The 17,737-nt window shown below is 65.5% G+C and carries 18 protein-coding genes and 1 riboswitch; of the genes, 8 read left to right on the plus strand and 10 right to left on the minus strand.

Features of this window, described 5'->3' with window-relative positions; all coding sequences use genetic code 11:
- Positions 1–23: 23 nt before the first annotated feature.
- The gene (gene rplS, locus OIU93_RS08745) at positions 24–383 is read right to left on the minus strand and encodes a 50S ribosomal protein L19 (RefSeq protein WP_264269703.1); all 360 of its coding nucleotides are present in this window, start codon (positions 381–383) and stop codon (positions 24–26) included.
- 525 nt (positions 384–908) lie between these two features.
- A riboswitch (TPP riboswitch) is annotated at positions 909–1,016 on the plus strand.
- 12 nt (positions 1,017–1,028) lie between these two features.
- Here rplS and thiC point away from each other — a divergent pair.
- On the plus strand, positions 1,029–2,813 hold the full coding sequence (gene thiC / locus OIU93_RS08750; RefSeq protein ID WP_264269808.1) for a phosphomethylpyrimidine synthase ThiC: 1,785 nt from the start codon (positions 1,029–1,031) through the stop codon (positions 2,811–2,813).
- 246 nt (positions 2,814–3,059) lie between these two features.
- Complete coding sequence (locus OIU93_RS08755; protein WP_264269704.1) at positions 3,060–3,812, plus strand: ankyrin repeat domain-containing protein; 753 nt, start codon at positions 3,060–3,062, stop codon at positions 3,810–3,812.
- Between the two features lie 22 nt (positions 3,813–3,834).
- On the opposite strand, the gene trmD is transcribed toward OIU93_RS08755, so the two are convergent.
- From trmD to rpsP, 4 genes are all read right to left on the minus strand, one after another.
- A complete protein-coding gene (trmD, locus tag OIU93_RS08760) occupies positions 3,835–4,641 on the minus strand; it encodes a tRNA (guanosine(37)-N1)-methyltransferase TrmD (RefSeq protein WP_264269705.1) in 807 nt (268 codons plus the stop codon).
- A gap of 5 nt (positions 4,642–4,646) precedes the next feature.
- Entirely contained in the window at positions 4,647–5,192 is a 546-nt protein-coding gene (gene rimM / locus OIU93_RS08765; RefSeq protein ID WP_264269706.1) for a ribosome maturation factor RimM, read from the minus strand.
- Between the two features lie 239 nt (positions 5,193–5,431).
- A complete protein-coding gene (locus tag OIU93_RS08770; RefSeq protein ID WP_264269707.1) occupies positions 5,432–5,671 on the minus strand; it encodes an RNA-binding protein in 240 nt (79 codons plus the stop codon).
- 3 nt (positions 5,672–5,674) lie between these two features.
- Positions 5,675–6,088: a 30S ribosomal protein S16 gene (gene rpsP, locus OIU93_RS08775; RefSeq protein WP_217388303.1), complete on the minus strand. Its 414-nt coding sequence runs from the start codon at positions 6,086–6,088 to the stop codon at positions 5,675–5,677.
- A gap of 442 nt (positions 6,089–6,530) precedes the next feature.
- On the opposite strand from rpsP, the gene OIU93_RS08780 reads away from it, so the two are divergent.
- Together OIU93_RS08780 and OIU93_RS08785 are read left to right on the plus strand one after the other, a co-directional pair.
- Complete coding sequence (locus tag OIU93_RS08780) at positions 6,531–7,163, plus strand: hypothetical protein (RefSeq protein ID WP_264269708.1); 633 nt, start codon at positions 6,531–6,533, stop codon at positions 7,161–7,163.
- A gap of 172 nt (positions 7,164–7,335) precedes the next feature.
- On the plus strand, positions 7,336–8,220 hold the full coding sequence (locus tag OIU93_RS08785; protein WP_264269709.1) for a hypothetical protein: 885 nt from the start codon (positions 7,336–7,338) through the stop codon (positions 8,218–8,220).
- Between the two features lie 120 nt (positions 8,221–8,340).
- Here the strand turns inward: OIU93_RS08785 and OIU93_RS08790 are convergent, their stop codons facing one another.
- Positions 8,341–8,469 carry a hypothetical protein gene (locus tag OIU93_RS08790; protein WP_256449130.1) on the minus strand — a complete coding sequence of 43 codons (129 nt, stop codon included), beginning with the start codon at positions 8,467–8,469 and terminating at the stop codon, positions 8,341–8,343.
- A gap of 153 nt (positions 8,470–8,622) precedes the next feature.
- The gene (locus tag OIU93_RS08795) at positions 8,623–9,840 is read right to left on the minus strand and encodes an amidohydrolase (protein WP_264269710.1); all 1,218 of its coding nucleotides are present in this window, start codon (positions 9,838–9,840) and stop codon (positions 8,623–8,625) included.
- Between the two features lie 185 nt (positions 9,841–10,025).
- Here OIU93_RS08795 and OIU93_RS08800 point away from each other — a divergent pair, with 185 nt between their 5' ends.
- The 4 genes from OIU93_RS08800 to OIU93_RS08815 all read left to right on the plus strand — a co-directional run bounded on the left by OIU93_RS08800 (position 10,026) and on the right by OIU93_RS08815 (position 13,252).
- Positions 10,026–10,298 (plus strand): hypothetical protein, encoded by a 273-nt coding sequence (locus OIU93_RS08800; protein WP_264269711.1) that lies wholly within the window; start codon positions 10,026–10,028, stop codon positions 10,296–10,298.
- Positions 10,295–10,561, plus strand: coding sequence for a potassium transporter TrkG (locus OIU93_RS08805; protein ID WP_264269712.1), 267 nt, complete (start codon positions 10,295–10,297; stop codon positions 10,559–10,561). Before OIU93_RS08800 ends, OIU93_RS08805 begins: the two co-directional genes overlap by 4 nt.
- A 313-nt stretch (positions 10,562–10,874) precedes the next feature.
- Positions 10,875–12,215 (plus strand): hemolysin family protein, encoded by a 1,341-nt coding sequence (locus tag OIU93_RS08810; RefSeq protein ID WP_264269713.1) that lies wholly within the window; start codon positions 10,875–10,877, stop codon positions 12,213–12,215.
- Positions 12,212–13,252: a hemolysin family protein gene (locus OIU93_RS08815; protein WP_264269714.1), complete on the plus strand. Its 1,041-nt coding sequence runs from the start codon at positions 12,212–12,214 to the stop codon at positions 13,250–13,252. The genes OIU93_RS08810 and OIU93_RS08815 overlap by 4 nt, the downstream gene beginning before the upstream one ends.
- Before the next feature lie 86 nt (positions 13,253–13,338).
- Here OIU93_RS08815 and pstS read toward each other — a convergent pair whose 3' ends face one another.
- The 3 genes from pstS to OIU93_RS08830 form a co-directional block, all read right to left on the minus strand.
- Positions 13,339–14,469: a phosphate ABC transporter substrate-binding protein PstS gene (gene pstS / locus OIU93_RS08820; RefSeq protein WP_372342897.1), complete on the minus strand. Its 1,131-nt coding sequence runs from the start codon at positions 14,467–14,469 to the stop codon at positions 13,339–13,341.
- A gap of 252 nt (positions 14,470–14,721) precedes the next feature.
- On the minus strand, positions 14,722–16,158 hold the full coding sequence (locus OIU93_RS08825; protein ID WP_264269715.1) for an HNH endonuclease: 1,437 nt from the start codon (positions 16,156–16,158) through the stop codon (positions 14,722–14,724).
- A gap of 128 nt (positions 16,159–16,286) precedes the next feature.
- Positions 16,287–17,732 (minus strand): NAD(P)-binding domain-containing protein, encoded by a 1,446-nt coding sequence (locus OIU93_RS08830; RefSeq protein WP_264269716.1) that lies wholly within the window; start codon positions 17,730–17,732, stop codon positions 16,287–16,289.
- Positions 17,733–17,737 lie beyond the last annotated feature (5 nt).

Consider the following 17,737-nt stretch of genomic DNA (forward strand, 5'->3'; position numbering starts at 1 on the left):
GATAGAGGTTCTCGCTTTTCTGGCTACTTGGCAGACCGGAAGTCGCGCTTTTCGCGGATCTTCGCAGCCTTGCCGTGGCGATCGCGCATGTAGAACAGCTTCGCGCGGCGAACGTCGCCACGGGTTACCAGTTCGACCTTATCCAGAACCGGGGAGTGTACCGGGAAGGTACGCTCTACGCCGACGCCGAAGGAGACCTTGCGAACGGTGAAGGTTTCGCGAACGCCGTCGCCTTGGCGACCAAGGACGAAGCCCTGGAATACCTGGACACGGGAGTTCTTGCCTTCGATGATGTTGACGTGAACCTTGACGGTGTCACCGGCGCGGAAGTCCGGGACATCGCTGCGCAGCGAGGCTGCGTCGACAGAGTCGAGAATACGCATGAATGCATCTCCTAGGCAGACGCCGCAGGTCATCTACCTTAGACACGGACCGTAATTGTCCCTCATGAAGCGCGAAGGCGTCGAGGGAAAGATGTGGCGGTCCGGAGCTTGGTACCGCGATCCGTTTGCGGATCGGCGGTAGGTCGGACTGTTGATTCGTTCCCCCTGCGGCAGGAGCAGAACCCAGTAGACCCAAGAATCCATTTTGCCACACTCCGGGGCAAGCTGCGAAGTTCCTTCCTTACAGCCAGGTCCGTCAAAGCTCGATTGGCCTCGGGTCTCCGCCTTGAACGCCGGCACCATGGCCGAATTGTGCCCATCAAATCGGTGCGTTCGTTCAGATTCCACTGCAAATATTGCCGCTGACCGCGCAGAAGGCCGGATATGCCACCCGGGTTGGCCCCGACGGGGTAATCGCCGGCACTTGGGAACCAGAAGCGCGGAGGCCCGGTAAAGGAGCAGGGCCCACCGCGCCGGTGCGCAAGGTCACACTCGATGCCGGATTGAATGTTGTGATAGTTTCACTTACGACCACACGGGTGCCCTTGCAGGGGCTGAGATCGAGCTGAAGCAGCAAGAGACCGTTGAACCTGTCCGGGTAATGCCGGCGAAGGAAGTGAGTACTCCTTGAGCAACACCATTTCAATGCACAGCCCTGTCCAAAACGCCTCGGAAGCAGCCGAGATCCAGTCCCTGAAGTCCCATTCCCTGGCTTATCTCGAGGACGCAGAATCGGGGATCCGGGTCCCGGTCACCGAAATCGCCTTGGAGCCGTCCCCCGGCGGCACGACCAACGCCCCGTTGCGGGTGTATCGCACCGCCGGTCCCGGCAGTGACCCGGTCGTGGGCTTGCCGCCCTTCCGCGGCGAGTGGATCGCGGATCGATCGGACACCGAGGCCTATGGCGGTCGGGAGCGGAACCTGCTCGATGACGGCAAGTCTGCATTGCGCCGCGGAGCGGCATCGGCCGAATGGAAGGGCGCGCGGCACCAGCCGCGGCGCGCGGTGCCCGGAAAACGCGTGACCCAAATGCACTACGCCCGCCGGGGAATCATCACCCCCGAAATGCGCTTTGTGGCGTTGCGCGAGAACTGCGACGTGGAACTGGTGCGCAGCGAGGTCGCTGCGGGCAGGGCCATCATCCCGTCAAACATCAACCACCCCGAGTCCGAGCCAATGATCATCGGCAAGGCGTTCCTGGTGAAGATCAATGCCAATATCGGCAACTCGGCGGTCACCAGCTCCATCGCCGAGGAGGTGGACAAGCTCCAGTGGGCCACGCAGTGGGGCGCCGACACCGTGATGGACCTGTCCACCGGCGATGACATCCACACCACCCGCGAATGGCTGATCCGCAACGCCCCGGTTCCCATCGGCACCGTGCCGATCTACCAGGCACTGGAAAAGGTCAACGGCGAGGCCAACGCACTGACCTGGGAAATCTACCGCGACACCGTGATCGAGCAGTGCGAACAGGGCGTTGACTACATGACCGTCCACGCCGGCGTGCTGTTGCGCTACGTGCCGCTGTCGGCCAACCGCGTGACCGGCATCGTCTCGCGCGGCGGGGCCATCATGGCCGGCTGGTGCCTGGCGCACCACCAGGAGAATTTCCTCTACACCCACTTCGATGAACTCTGTGAGATCTTCGCGAAGTACGACGTGGCGTTCTCCCTGGGTGACGGTCTGCGCCCGGGGTCCATCGCCGATGCCAACGACGCAGCCCAGTTCGCCGAGCTGGACACCCTGGCCGAGCTGACCAAGCGCGCGTGGAAGTACGACGTGCAGGTCATGGTGGAGGGTCCCGGGCACATCCCCTTCCACCTGGTGCGGGAGAACGTAGAACGCCAACAGGAGTTGTGCGACGGAGCACCGTTTTACACGCTCGGCCCGCTGGTCACCGACATCGCGCCCGGCTACGACCACATCACCAGCGCCATCGGCGCCACGGAGATCGCCCGCTACGGCACCGCGATGCTCTGCTACGTCACGCCCAAGGAGCACCTGGGGCTGCCGAACAAGGACGACGTGAAGACAGGGGTGATCACCTACAAGATCGCGGCCCACGCCGCGGACCTGGCCAAGGGGCACCCCGGTGCCTCCGAGCGGGACGACGCGCTGTCCAAGGCCAGGTTCGAGTTCCGCTGGCGCGACCAGTTCGCCCTGTCGCTTGACCCGGTCACGGCCGAGTCCTTCCACGACGAGACGCTGCCGGCCGAACCGGCCAAGACCGCGCATTTCTGTTCCATGTGCGGGCCGAAGTTCTGCTCCATGCGCATCAGCCAGGACATCCGTGACGAATACGGCTCGGCCGACTCGCAGACCGCCATCGCGGAAATGGTCAGGGGAATGCGCGAAAAGAGCGAGGAATTCCTGGCGGCCGGAGGCAAGGTGTACCTGCCGGAGCTGGAGGTTCCGTCCAAGGCCTAGCGTCCCTGAACACGAGGAAGCCCGCGCGGGCACCCTCGTTTGACGGAAACGTTTCCCCGGGCTCCACAGACGTGGAGCCCGGGGACGACGCATCGATGTCGGGACGTCGGCCGGTTCCAAGGACATTTCGACCCGGGGAATGCCCCGCACCCCTGTCCACGCAGACCTCTGCCGCTGACATTTTCCGGCCAGCGGCTTCGACGCCATGCCTCACGGCCCCTTTTCCTCCGGGAATAGGATGGGGCCGTGAGCAACCGGCATTCATCTCGCGTCCTGATGGCGTGTTCACTCGTGGCAGCGCTAGTTGGCTTGAGTGCCTGCAGCATTCCGCCTGCGGTCGTTCAGGATTCTTCTGCGCCTGTACGGGCAACTTCTTCCGAGGGCGAGACCGAAGACAAGGGAGCTCCGGGAGAATCCCTGCTCGCGGCGGCGGTGGCCAATGACGCCGCGCAGGTACGAAGACTGCTCGATGCCGGGGTTTCGGCCAACTACCGCGGCACCGATGGCCGGCCGGTGCTGGTTTCAGCGACTCGCGCCAATTCCGTGGATGCGGTCCGAGAACTTATTCTGCATGGGGCCGACGTGAACGCCCAGGATTCGATCTCGGATTCGGCATTCCTCTATGCCGGGGCGGAGGGCCTCAACGACATCCTGGAGCTGACGCTGGAAAACGGAGCGGAGATCGGCAGCACCAACCGCTATGGCGGCACTGCGCTCATTCCCGCCTGCGAACACGCCCATGTTGAATCCGTAAGACTGCTCCTGGAGGCCAAAGTCGACGTTGACCATGTGAATGATCTTGGCTGGACGTGCCTTCTGGAGGCAGTCATCTTGGGCACTGGAGGACCCGCCCACCAAGAGGTGGTGCGCCTGCTCGTCGACGCCGGCGCGGATACAACCATTCCGGATTCCCATGGCACCACGGCGCTCGAGCATGCCCGCCAACTACAGCAAAGCGCGGTGGTCCGGCTCTTGGAAAATGCCGGGCCACCGCGCTAATGGACGCTAATCCGCGTGAGGCTTAGTCGAGTTCGTCCTTGGGAATGATCTTTCCCTCGGAAACGGCAAAGCCGCTGTGCCACAGGGTGTCGCGGTCGTGCCGGTTCAGCGTGGAGGGATCCAGCTGCACGATCAAGTCGGGGCGGCGGAACGCTGTGCGCTCAAGTTGCTTGTTGCGGCGGAAGCGGGCGATCTTTCCGTGGTTGCCGGAGAGCAACACCTCGGGGACCTCCCGGCCCTCCCAGGATCCGGGCTTGGTGTACACGGGGTACTCCAGCAATCCGTCGGAGTGCGACTCCTCGACCAGCGACTCCGGGTTGCCAATGACGCCGGGAATCAGCCGGCCAATGGCCTCGACCATGGCCAGGACCGCCACCTCTCCCCCGTTGAGCACATAGTCCCCGATCGAAACCGGGCGGACGTCGAATGCCTCGGCGGCGTGTTCCAGGACCCGCTCGTCGATGCCCTCGTATCGGCCGCAGGCGAAAGCCAGGTGCTCGGCTTCGGCCAACTCGTAGGCCATGGCCTGGTTGAAGACCGCGCCGGCCGGCGAGGGGACGACCAAGATGGGCTTGTTCCCGGACGTTGCGGAGAGCGGGGACTCGGTGGCAATCCGATCCAGGACCGCGCCCCAGGGTTCCGGCTTCATGACCATGCCGGCACCGCCGCCGTACGGGGTGTCGTCGACGGTGCGGTGGCGGTCGTGGGTGTGGTCGCGCAGGTCGTGCACGTTCAAATCCAGCAGCTTTTCCCGCCGCGCCTTGCCGATCAGCGACAAGTCCAGGGCCGCGAGGTACTCCGGGAAAATCGATACAACGTCAATGCGCATCTGGACTAGGATTCCTCTGCCGGTGCGTTGGTGTCCGCGCCGTCTTCGCGGTTGATGTCGAACAGGCCTGCAGGCGGGGTCACCACGATGTAGCCGCCGGCGATGTTGACCTCGGGCACGATGCTCTCCACGAACGGGACGTAGATCTCGTCGCCTTCGGTGGATTCGACAACCAGCAAATCCTGGACGTTGCCGGTGCGCAGCGCGATGATCTTGCCGACGACCTTGTCCCCCACGCGGGCTTCGAGGTCCACCAGTTCGTGCTCGTACCAGCCCTCGCTGTCGTCCTCGACCTCGTCGGTGTCGATGAACAGCTTGGCTCCACGCATCGTTTCCGCGGTGTTGCGGTCAAGCAGTTCTTCGAAGGCCAGCAACAGGATTTCCTTGTTCCAGCGGGCACCCTCGACGGTGAGCTTCTTGACGGTGGGGTGCTCGACCTCGAAGACGGCACCCGGGGCAAAACGATCTTCGGGTGCGTCGGTAAGGACCTGCACCGTCACCTCTCCGCGGATACCGTGCGGCTTGCCAATGCGGGCGACCTGGAGGCGCATGCGTTTTCTCCTTGAATACAAATCGGTGGGTTGCCGGCCTTGGCCGGCTGGGGCGCGTGCTCAGGGGACCTACATCCCGTGAACACACTTTTCTAGGTTCAATCTTACGTGCGACTTGGTTGTTGCAGGCTCCTCGCCGCTGACGGCTGCGTCGCACGTCGGGGCTTAAACCACTTTGGTCCCACGATCCGTCATGGATCGTGGGACCAAAGCCAGACAAGGCTGTGTGGTGAGGCTGGCTACCGGCGACGGTCCGTGTCGACTACGTCAACACGAATCGGTTCCTCCGCCAGAGCGGCTACCACGGTGCGCAGCGCCTTGGCGGTGCGACCCTGACGGCCAATGACCCGACCGAGATCCTCGGGGTGCACACGCACCTCGAGAATGTCACCGCGACGATTCCCCTTCAACGCAACCTGTACGTCTTCTGGGGTGTCTACGATGCCACGTACCAGGTGATCCAGCGCATCAACGAGCACTGGCTACTCGGCCTCGGTTGCTTCTGCCTCGACCTCGGCCTCGGCAGCCGGCTTCTCGGCCTTCTTGGTGATGGCCTCGGGCAGGATGACCGAACCCTTCTCCGGAACAACGAATGCCGGCTTGGCTTCCTTGACGCGCAAGGTGCCTTCCTGGCCTTCGATGCCCTTGAACTTCTGCCAGTCACCGGTGATCTTCAAGATCGCGGCAACCTGCTCGGTCGGCTGGGCGCCGACGGAGAGCCAGTACTGGGCGCGGTCGGACTTGACCTCGATGAACGAAGGCTCTTCGGTCGGGTGGTACTTGCCGATTTCTTCAATCGCACGGCCATCGCGCTTGGAGCGCGCATCCATGACGACGATACGGTAGTAAGGGGCGCGAATCTTGCCGAAACGCTTCAGACGAATTTTAACGGCCACGGTAGTGGTCACTCCTGTTTTCTCAACATGTGCGAATCCCTGTTTCTGCACCCGTGGGGCGGGCCATACCGCAGATCATCAAAAGGACAGGATTCAACGCGGAGAGAGGGGCCACATCAAATCGAGTACCTGTCCATTATGCCAGAAAGTTTTGGACTGACGGGACATGTCACGTCATTTCCCGAGACCCGTGTCCGATGACACAGCAACCATAGACGTTTGCATCGATTCCGGTTACCGATCGCAACGTTCGCCGGGCAACCGTCCGCCCACGAGAGCCACCACGAAACCGCGGCTCCAGATCTCGGATCGGGCACTCCACTACACAGGAGCCAGCAGAGGTTCGCCGGCCAGAGCCTGAACGGCCACTTGCCCTTGGTATATTCGGTGTCCGTCCGGGGCCTGTTCGACGTCCCGGGATCAAGGAGGAACAGGGATTTCGATGGCACCGGCCGACAAATGGAAGCGCGCCCAGCCCGATGACCCGTTCTGGGTCCAGCAATGTGAGGGCCTGCGGGCTGAACACGTGGCTCCCCTCAACGAGCTGATCGGCCGGCTTGGTGATGGCAAGGACGGAGTGCGACTGCCGTTGGCAGCCCCGTGGCACGGCGGGATTCACGCCCCTGCCCTGATGGTGCTCAATGACGCGGGCGAACCACGGGACGAAACCAGGTTCATGTGCATCAGAAACCCGGACCGCGCAGCGGACCGCCAACGTCAACTGATGACGGAGTTCGACATCGATCCGGCGGACTTCTGCCACTGGAACGGCTATCCCTGGCCGCGCCTTGATCCCAAGCGGGACCTGACGCCGGAGCAGTCGCTCGAGGGCGGCACGGCGCTGCTGGAGGTCATGGGGCTCATGACGGAGTTGAGGATGCTGTTGCTCTTGGGGCGCAAGGCGCAGGACGCCGCAGACGCGGTTCTCCCGGAAATCGTGTCGGGCTATCCGGACCTGCACATTGTGCGTTCGCTTCACCCGTTGGGCGCCAAGCGGACCGTCGACCGGGAGGAACAGAAACGCGTCTGGACTGGAATCGCCAGCCGATTGCGTGAAGGCAAGCAGGATTCTTGACGCCCTCTGGCGGTGACGCATGCCAGCATCCCGACTCCCCGCGTTCCCGGCACTTAGCCGGGAACGACCCAGTGACGCGTGATACGTCAGCCCCTCCGGGCTACGGGTTCGGCTTCGGGCCGTGCCATGCTTGTGGTTCGACCCCCTCGAAAGATTCATGAGAGAACCCTTCATGCCCCGCAAGATGATCGACCCCGAATTCAGGAACTCGCAGGAATCGGAGTTGTGGGCTGAACACGTTGCACCCCTCAATTCCCTGGTTCAGGACCTGCGCGCCATTTCCCCGGAAGGCGCCGGAACCGTCCCCTTCGTTGCACCCCTTCACGGCGGCACCGATGCCACCGTCCTGTGCCTGATGCCGGCCCCGGACGCTGCAAACCGTGCCGAGACCGGCGAGGACATCGTTTCCAGCGAGGACGACACTGCCACCGCGGAGGCGTTGTCCACGTTGCTGGACGAGTCCGGAATCGATGCCAAGGAAGTCGTGCTGTGGCACGCCTTCCCCTGGTACCGGGCCGAGGGTGCTTCCGGGCGGCTCACGGGCGCCGAGCAGAACGCCGGAGTCGATCCCATGGGCAAGCTGTTGCGCCTGGTTCCCAATCTCCGGGCGGTCATCCTGATGGGCAAGGGCCCGGAGGAATTCTGGGCAAAGGTCACCAAGAAGTCGCCGCAGGCGGTTTCACGCATCACTGCCATCCCCAGTTTCTCCCCCGCCCCGCTCTCACTGAGCGGCACCACGGCCCAGCGGACCGAACGCATTGCCCGACGTTCACAGGCCATGCGCGAGGCCCGCAAGATCGTCCAGGCTCCCCGCGGCCCGGCCGGACCCCGCCGCGAGACCATGGTCCGGGCCGAGGACCTTGGGCCGGAGCACCTGCGCCGCGTGATCGAGGTCAGTGACGGCAACCAGACCCTGCATGGCCCGCTGCTCAAGGCCTTCCAGCCGAGCCCCGAATGGCGCGTGACGCTGACGGTGGATGTGGCCGGACAGCGCCGGGCACTTGGCGTCACGGCCGACACCTGGGTGCGGGTCTACCGCGGCGCCGGCATCCGCTAGCAGCGCCCGGCTCGTTTCCGAGCACGAAAATGCCTGTCCGTCGAAGAGTGCTCTTCCGACGGACAGGCATTTTCAGGTGTTCCCGAGGTGGCCAATTTGATCAGCCACGCCGCATGGCGGTTATTTCGATACCTTGCGTACGGGGTCAAGGATCGTTTCGCCCGCCGACTTCGTGCGCTTTTCGGCGCGCTTCTCCTTGATGGACTTCGAGGGTTTCTTGGCCTCGGCCTTACGCGGTGACTTCGACATTTTGTGCCGTCCTAGCCGGGAATGCTCGGCATTCCCAAAAGTTAGGGGAAAGTACCCCTACCGCCACACCATACGCTGTATTGCCGCGAACTGGGCCGGACCTGCCGGATTCCGCTCACGGCACCATGTGAACGTCGGTCCGCGGACAGCTGGTCATCGGGCAAGCCAGGCCCGGGCCGCGGCGACCAAGGCGTCGATGCCCACGTTCAGGGTCGGCTGGATCCGCGGGGCAAAATGCGGTGAATGGTTCGACGGAACGCCCTCCGGCATCCTTCCGGTGGCGGCAAAATCCTTGATCAGGCCAGGGTCCTCCCCACCCAGCAGCCAGTACACCAGCGGCACCCCCGCTGCCGTGGCGAGAACACCGACATCCTCGCTGCCTGCCACCGCACCCGGGTCAATGACCTTCCCCGCACCGAGTCGCTCGACGAGCGCCGCGGTCACCCGCGCCGATGCATCCAGGTCGTTGACGGTCAGCGGGAAATGTTCCTCCAGCGTGATCACCGGTTCCCTGGGCGACCCCGAGGCCATGGCCTCCCCGCGCACGACACGTTCGATGGAACTGAGCATCTTGGCGCGCACGCTCTCGTCAAAGGTCCGCACGCTCAGGCCCAGGGTGGCCTGCGCGGCGATGATGTTGTTCTTGGTGCCGGCATGGATCTGCCCGACGGTGAGCACCGCCTGATCGCTGGCGGCAAGTTCCCGCGAGACGATGCCCTGCAGGCGCATGGTGGTGGCTGCCGCCAAAAGCACCGGGTCCACGGTGGTTTCGGGCCGCGAACCGTGCCCGCCGGACCCATGCAGGGTGATATTCAGCGAATCGGCCGAGGCCATGGCAACGCCGGGGCGCAGTCCGATCCATCCCGCGGGGAACGGCGCCACGTGTTGTCCGAGCACCACGTCCGGTGCGGGCAGCATATCGAAGAGCCCGGCGTCAACCATCGCTTGGGCCCCGCCGCCGGCTTCCTCGGCCGGCTGGAAGAGTGCCAACAGCGTCCCGGACCACGAGCCGCGCTCGCCCGCAAGTCTTTCCACGGCTCCCAGCAGGCAGGTGACGTGCACGTCGTGGCCGCAGGCATGCATGACGGGTACCAGGCGTCCGTCGGGGCCGATGCCCGTGGCGGTGCTGGCATATTCCAGGCCGGTCGCCTCCAGAACCGGCAAGCCGTCCATGTCCGCGCGCAGCATGACCGTCGGCCCGGGCCCGTTTGCCAGGACCCCGACAACCCCGGTGCCTCCGATGCCCACCTGGACCTCCAGCCCAAGTTCACGCAGGTGCCCGGAAACAATCCCGGCGGTGCGGTGTTCCCGGAAGGATAGTTCGGGGTTGGCGTGCAGGTCGCGGTACAGGCTTTCGAGGTCGATGCTCATGGGCACGAGTCTATGGCCCCAATCCCCGACAGTGAATGGCAATGGCGTTTCTCCGTGCGCGGGCGTATCGGCCACGGGATTCCCCCGCAGCAGTGCTGACGCTCCCTTCGGGCAGGTGGCGATCCTCGTGCTGATCCAGCTCGGCGGCCTTGGCATCATGTCCTTCCCCGCTGCTCGGGGTGTTGATGGCCAGGAGATTGGGGCTCAAGTCCCGCATCCAGGTAGCGGCGGAAACCCAGAGCACGGGCTTCGGCGACGTGCGCTCGGTGCTGCTGGGCGTCATGCGGATCACCATGGCAACCAAACTTGTCGTGGCCCTGGCACTCACCCTGCGTTTCGCCGCGGGGCCGGGCAACCCCTGGGGCCACTGCCTGTGGCTGGGCGTCTTCCACGCCGTTTCCGCGTTCAACAATGCCGGGTTCGCACTCTTCAGCGAAGGCCGCTGCACTGGACCATGAACACCACGCTGGTGGTCTGCTGTTCGGTGGCCCTGCTGGCCGCCGGCACCGCGTTCATCTGCGCCCTGGAATGGTCAAACCCCAAGACCCTGGGCGCGCTGGCCACGGTGGACACGCTGCTGGCCGGACTCTTCCAGTCGGTCATGACCCGCACCGCCGGATTCAACTCGCTGGACTTCGGCCAGATGGTCCCGGCGACGTGGCTGGGCGTCGACGTCCTGATGTTCATTGGCGGCGGCCCGGGGGCACCGCGGGCGGGCTGAAGATCACCACGTTCGCCGAGATCATCGTGGCCGGGGCGACAGCCGCAGCGTAAGGCTTTAACTGTGAGTTCCCTTGGAATCTTCTCCGCGGGCGGGGCCCGGCAAACAGGGCGCCTTCCGGCGCACTGTCGCGCCGGCAGGTGCCCGCGCAGGCCAACGGGGGGGCCTGCCGGCGGCCCCGGACGCGAATACCGGACGCCGCCCGGTCCGCTAGAGTCTACAAGTACTATGGATGACCCCCCTTCCCACATGCCCTTGCCCCTCCACCGCTGCGCCGGATTGATTCCGACCACCACCGGAGAGGGGCGCCCCCATGCATGAGTTGATCATGATCGGCATCGGCCTGCTCCTGACCGTTGGCACCGGCTTGTTCGTTGCCTCCGAATTCGCCTTGGTCAACCTTGACCGCCACGAACTCGAGGCCCGCGCCGAGCGCGGCGAAAAACGGCTGGGCACCACCATCAAGGCCCTGAAGATCACCTCCACCCATCTCTCCAGCGCACAGCTGGGGATCACCTTGACCACGCTGTTGACCGGCTACACCTTCGAGCCGGCCATCAGCTCGCTGCTGCGCGGCCCGCTGCTGGGCGTCGGCGTCCCGGCGGCCGTTGTCCCCGGCGTCGGCGCAGTGATCGGCATCTTCCTGGCCACCGTGTTCTCGATGATCATCGGCGAACTGGTGCCCAAGAACTTCGCCCTCGCGCTGCCGCTGGCCACCGCCAAGGTGGTGGTGCCTTTCCAGGCGGCCTTTACCGCGGTGTTCAAGCCGGTGATCCTGATGTTCAACAACACCGCCAACTCCATCATTCGCTCCTTCGGCATCGAGCCCAAGGAGGAGCTCTCCGGGGCGCGGACCGCCGAGGAGCTTAGCTCACTGGTCCGTCGCTCTGCGCTGGAGGGCCTGCTGGACACCGACCACGCGACGCTGCTGCACCGCACGCTGCGCTTCTCCGAGCACACCGCGGCCGACGTGATGACTCCGCGCGTGCGCATGAGCGCCGTCGAGGCGACGGCCAGCGCGCAGGACATCGTCGAGACCGCCACGCTCACCGGGTTCTCCCGCTTCCCCGTCATCGGGCGGGACCGCGACGAGATCCTGGGCGTCGTACACCTCAAGCAGGCGTTCGCGATCCCGCTGCAGAGCCGGGGAACGGTGGCCGCCACCGAGCTGATGGTCGCCCCGCTGATGGTGCCCGAGTCCATGGGCGTCGACTCGCTGCTGGGGCGCCTGCGCACCCATGGCCTGCAGGTCGCCATCGTCTCGGACGAGCACGGCGGCACCGCCGGCATCGTGACCCTCGAGGACCTCGTGGAGGAACTCGTCGGCGAACTCGAGGACGAGCACGACCGCGCCCGGGTCGGCGTGCTGACGACCGGGCGCTCGGTCACCTTCGATGCCTCGCTGCGCCCCGACGAGCTGTTGGACCGCACCGGCATCACGGTGCCCGACGGCGAGGACTACGACACCGTCGCCGGCTTCGTCGCCGACGAGCTGGACAGGATCCCGGAGCCCGGGGACGAGGTCCATCTGCACGGCGGAACGCTGCGGGTCGAGCGCGTCGTGGGCACCCACGTCCAGCGCCTGAAGTTCACCCCCGACCTGACATCCCAGGACCGCAGCGCCGACGATTCGACCCAGGAGCAGACCCGATGAGCGAGTACCTCCCCGGAATCATCTGGCTCGTCGTCCTGCTGGTCATCAACGCCTTCTTCGTCGGCGCCGAATTCGCCGTGATCTCCGCCCGCCGCTCGCAGATCGAGCCGATGGCGGAGGCCGGCTCCAAGGCGGCCAAGACCACGCTGTGGGCCATGGAGCACGCGACGCTGATGCTGGCCACCAGCCAACTGGGCATCACCGTGTGTTCGCTGGTCATCCTGAACGTCTCCGAACCGGCAATCCACCACCTGCTGGAAATCCCGCTGGGGCTGACCACGCTCTCGGCGGAGGCCATCGGCATCATCGCCTTCATCGCGGCGCTGCTGCTGGTCACCTTCCTGCACGTGGTCCTCGGAGAGATGGTCCCGAAGAACATCTCCTTCTCGGTGCCCACGCGCGCGGCCCTGCTGCTGGCTCCCCCGCTGGTGCTCGTGGCCCGGATCTTCAAGCCGGTGATCTGGACACTGAACGGGATCGCAAACGCCGTGCTGCGGCTGTTCAAGGTCGAGCCCAAAGACGAGGCCGCCAGCGCCTTCACCCTCGACGAGGTGGCGGGCATCGTCGCACAGTCGACCCGCGACGGGGTGCTCTCAGATGCCAGCGGCACGCTGGGCAAGGCCTTCGAATTCACCGCCAAGAAGGTCTCCGACGTCGAGGTGCCGGTCGGCGAAATGGTGTTCCTGCCGCAGGGTTCCTCCCCGGCCGAGATCCAGTCCACCGTGGCCGAGCACGGCTATTCCCGCTACATCCTGGTGAACCCGGACGGCGAACCCACGGGCTACCTTCACCTCAAGGACGTCATGGACCTCACCACGCCGGAGGCCTTCGCCTCCGCGGTCCCGGCCAAGCGGATTCGGGCCCTGGCCTCGGTCTATGGCGCGAGCGAGCTGGAGGACGCGCTGGCTGCCATGCGCCGCACCGGGTCCCACGTGGCCCGCGTATTTGACGCCGAGGGCGCCACCACCGGGGTGCTCTTCCTGGAGGACATCATCGAGGAACTGGTCGGCGAGGTGCAGGACGCCACCAGCGCCTAGTTAGTCCACCGCCGCATACGCGACGGGAGCGGTCCGACCCCCATTGGGCGTTGGACCGCTCCCGTTTTTCCTGCCAATTCGGGACGCTAGGGACGCTGCGTGATCGAATCGATCGCCCTTGCGGCATCCTCGGCAAGTTCCTTGGGCATCGGCGCGCTCTTGGCCGAGTCGGCCGCGACCTTCTGTCCCTCGTCGCTGACAACATAGTGGCCGAAGGCCTTGACCAGTTCCACCGTGTTCGGATCGGTGTAGCCGCTGCACACGATGAAATAGGAGACCAGAACCAACGGGTAGGCGCCGGCCTTGGTGGTGCTGCGGTCAAGTTCCAGGGCAATGTCGTTGGCGCCGCGACCGGGGACCCGGTGCGAGGCGGTGACGGCGATGGCCGCCGACTCGCCGCTGACGGCTACGAAGGAATCGCCCACCTTCAGCTTTCCCTTGCCCAGCGTTTTGTCAACGAGCGAATCATCGGCGTAGGTCACCGCTCCCTCGGTGCGGGCCACCGTGGTGACGACCCCGGAGTTTCCCTGGGCCTGCTCACTCCCCAGCCCGCCGGGCCAGGAGCCGGAAGGATCGTGCTCCCAGTTTTCGGGCGCGGCGGCATGCAGGTAGTCGGTGAAGTTCTCGGTGGTGCCCGAGTCGTCCGAGCGGGCGACAGCGGTCAGGGGGACATCGGGGATGGCCACGCCCGGATTCAGCGCCTTGATGGCGGGGTCCTGCCACGAGGTGATCTTGCCACCGAAGATCTTGGCAATGGTTGCCGCATCGAAGTTCAGTTCCTTGACCCCCGGCAGGTTGAAGGCCACGGAAATCGGCGAGATGTAGGTGGGGATGTTGATGGCCCCCTCCGGTCCGCAGGTCTCCTGGGAGCGGGCGACTTCCGATTCCTTGAGGTAGGCGTCGGAGCCGGCGAAGTTGGTGGCGCCGGCCAGCAGTCCCGCGCGTCCCGCGCCGGAACCCACGGAAGCGTATTGCACCTGCACCTTGGGGTGCATCGTGGCGAATCCGCCAATCCACGCGTTCATGGCGGAGTTCTGGGCACTGGATCCGCCGCCGGTGACGGTACCGGAGAGGTTGGAGGAGTTGTTCTCCGCCGCCTGGCGTTGCGCCTCGCCCAAGGGGTAGTCGGCGCCGCAGCCGGTGAGCATCAGGCCGAGGCCAAGAACCGCCGCAATCCGCCGTTTTGGCAGGGCTTGGAATACGGGCACGGCGGCCATCGGGTTTTTAGCCTGGTACGGCAAGGAGTCCTCCTGGTTAACAACAAATGATCAGAACCTAGTCGACCATAACTCGGCCGCTGTCCGCCAGCTGAACCTGCAGGCTGTGAGTTCTATTAAGCAGGAATTCTCCAGGGCGACGAAAGGATCAAAGAGGCCAAGTCAACTAGGCAATACCCAGCGTTCAACGGTTCGATCCAAAACGCTGGCCCAACGCGGTGGCCAAAGTCGCTGCGACTGTCTTGACGCGCGCTACTGCCGCCGACGAGGCGGCGGCGGGGAGACCGGACGCACCGGGTAGTAGTCGGTGCCGGGCATCCGCGGTGCCGTGGAGGTGTGGACGTGGCGGCTGGAGGTGGTGACCCTCAGCGTATGCCTGTCCCCGGGGATCGGGGATTCCTCCCAACCGGGTGCCTCCTTGGTCGCATTGCACCAGGCACACCTTGAACTGGCATTCTCAGCCCGGGTCGCCCCGCCGCGGGCGGACTGGACGACGTGGTCCAGGTGTTGGATCCGGCCGCCGCAGTACGGGGTTCGGCAGAACTGGTCGCGGACGTTGATGAACTGTTTCAGCCCGCCGCTAAACAGGCGGGTCTTCTGGTCCATCGCGACGAGGTCTCCGGTGCCCGGAGCGGTGTAGAGGCGGCGGACCCAGGAATCGAGCGGTTTGGCCGGGCTCCCGGCCAACAGCTCACGTGCCTTTTGGGCGGAAATGATGCCGTAGCCCTGCAAGTACGCCGGCTCTGGATGCCCCTGGAATAGCGTCCGGTCGGTCATCACCACGCCCAATTGCACAGAGAAGCTGGCGGGGTCGCTGACGCCGGTCAACCCTTCCAGGACGGTGTCGGCGGCGACCTGGGCACAGTTGCGCCCGTCGCCTGCGGCCTGTGCGCGGCCGGTTTCCCGGGCGAGGACCTGGGCGATCGCCACTCCGTATTCGGTGGGCAGGATGCCGACGAGCTTCATCCGGTGCGCGTCGAGCGGATAGATGTTGACGTAGCGGTCCTTCAGGGCCTTGGCTGCCAAGTCCGTCTCGTTTTCGCTCACGTAAGCCAGGGCCCAGTGCCGGACCATCGAGCCAAGTTTCTTCCCGCCAAGTCCGAAACACGTGTGCACGTCGGTGAACAAACGGGCGTCGATCTCCGCCCTGGCCGCTGGATCCAGGTGCCGGGTCTCGCGGTAGATGACCTGCGCCTCAGCCGCGTTAATCACCCCGTACTTCAGTCCCTGCAGGGTGAAGGGCAGCCCGGAGACGAGTAGCTGGCAGAAGTTCACGTACTCAACCCCCGAACGCGGGGACTCGTGCCGCGCCATGGCAACATCGGCACCGATGCCCCACTCTGGGTGCTTCTGGCGCACCCCGCGCTCGGCGCGGTCCGACGTGACGGCATCCACGTGTGCGCAAGTGATTTCGGCCTGCACCGCGCCGGCGCAGGATTTCAGGGACTCCAGCGCACCGATTCCCTCGACCATTTCGAATGGCTCGACCTCGATGGGGGTCCGGCCCAGCGCCAGTGTCACCGTGCGGATCCCGTCCACCCCGGTAAGAGCGAAGTACTCGGCAAGGAACGCGTCGATATCCAGGCCGCGGCCCACCAACGCACCATAGGACAGCTCAGCCGGCGGCACATCGGCGCGAACAGCATCTGTGATGCTGCCGGAACCCGGGTCCGATGACGACGTTGCCATGAACCCAGTCTAGAAAAGCGCACCGACAGTTTGGACTTCGAAAGTCGGCGGCCGGATGAAAACCTCGATTGTCTTCCATCCAGGCAAATGGCCCCGGGCTCGCGGGAAGTCGGCTTCCAACGCCCCGGCTACTTGCCCTGGTCTCCAACCAGTTCGGCGTGGCCGTGCAGCGTTCCGGTGGCGAATCCAATGGACACCGGTTGCGGGCCGCAGCATGACTCCGCCTTGGCTTCGGCCTCCGGCGCAGCACATCCGGCGGCCTGCTCCCCGGGTGCCGGGGTGTCGCAGGAACCACCCAGGTCGGTGGAGCAGACGCCGGTTTCGGGCAACTGCAGTTCAAGATTGTCGGCGGCGTCCCGGTCCCCTGCCAGTGCGGCGGCGATCGAGCGCACCTGCTCGTAGCCGGTGGCCATGAGGAAGGTCGGGGCCCGTCCGTAGCTCTTCATGCCCGCGATGTAGAAGTCGGGCTCGGGGTGCGCCAGGATGCGTTCCCCGTGGGCGGAAACGGTGCCGCAGCTGTGGAACTCCGGGTCGATGAGCGGGCCGAGCTTGCGCGGGGCCTCCACGATTTCATCCAGATCCAGGCGAAGTTCCGAAAGCATGGAAAGGTCGGGGCGGAACCCGGTGGCGGGCACCACCCGGTCGACTTCCAGCTGCCGCCCGTCGGCGAGGCCGACTTCGAGTTTGTCCCCGCGTTTAAGACTGGAGATTGAAACGTTTTCAAGAATGGCGATGTCGCCGTTTTCGACAAAGCGGCGCAGGGATGTGCCCAGCTGGCCGCGGGCGGGCAGTTCGTCCGCCGACCCGCCGCCGTATAGGCGGATTGGGTTGGCAACCCCGCGCAGGCCCCACAGGATACGGGTGTCGGGATGCCGCTGGCGCAGCCGCCCCAGGCTGATCAAGGTGTTGGCCGCGGAGTGGCCCGAACCCAGCACCAGGACGGTCCTGCCGGCGAAATGCTCGCGGCCGGCCCCCAGCGGGTCGGGCAGTGGGGAGGTGACGAAGCCCGTGGCCCGGGCATCGGTCTCGCCGATGGCCGCGATACCTGAGCGCCCCACCGGGTTGGGGTTTCCCCAGGTTCCCGAGGCGTCGATGACGGCCCGGGCCAGGAGGTCTTCAGGACCCCGTGCGGTGACGGTGCGCACCAGGAACAGGGAGCCGTCGCGGCCGCGGGTGCTGGTCTTGTCGATGCCGCGGCCGTTGGCCTGGATGCGGGTCACGGCGGTGACGCGGAGCCCGTAGCTGATAACGGGCGCCAGCCTCGGGTGGGCCGCTAGCGGCTCGAGGTATTGCTCGACGAGTTCCGCACCAGTGGGCAGACGGGTTTCGCGCGGTGCCTCCCAGTCCCCGGCGTAGCCGTCGCCTGGTGTTCCCAGCAGCCGGCGGCAGGCGGCATCGATGTTCCAGCGCCAGGTGGAGAAGAGCCTGATGTGCCCCCACTGCCGAATGGCCGCACCGGGGCCGCGCCCGGCCTCGAGCACGCGGACCTCCTGCCCGCGCTCGAGCAGGTGTGCCGCGGCGGCCAGCCCGATGGGTCCGGCGCCGATGACAATCACCGGGTGGGTCTCGTTCATGGGGT

This window comes from Paeniglutamicibacter sp. ZC-3, assembly GCF_025847175.2.
Taxonomy (GTDB): Bacteria; Actinomycetota; Actinomycetes; order Actinomycetales; family Micrococcaceae; genus Paeniglutamicibacter; species Paeniglutamicibacter sulfureus.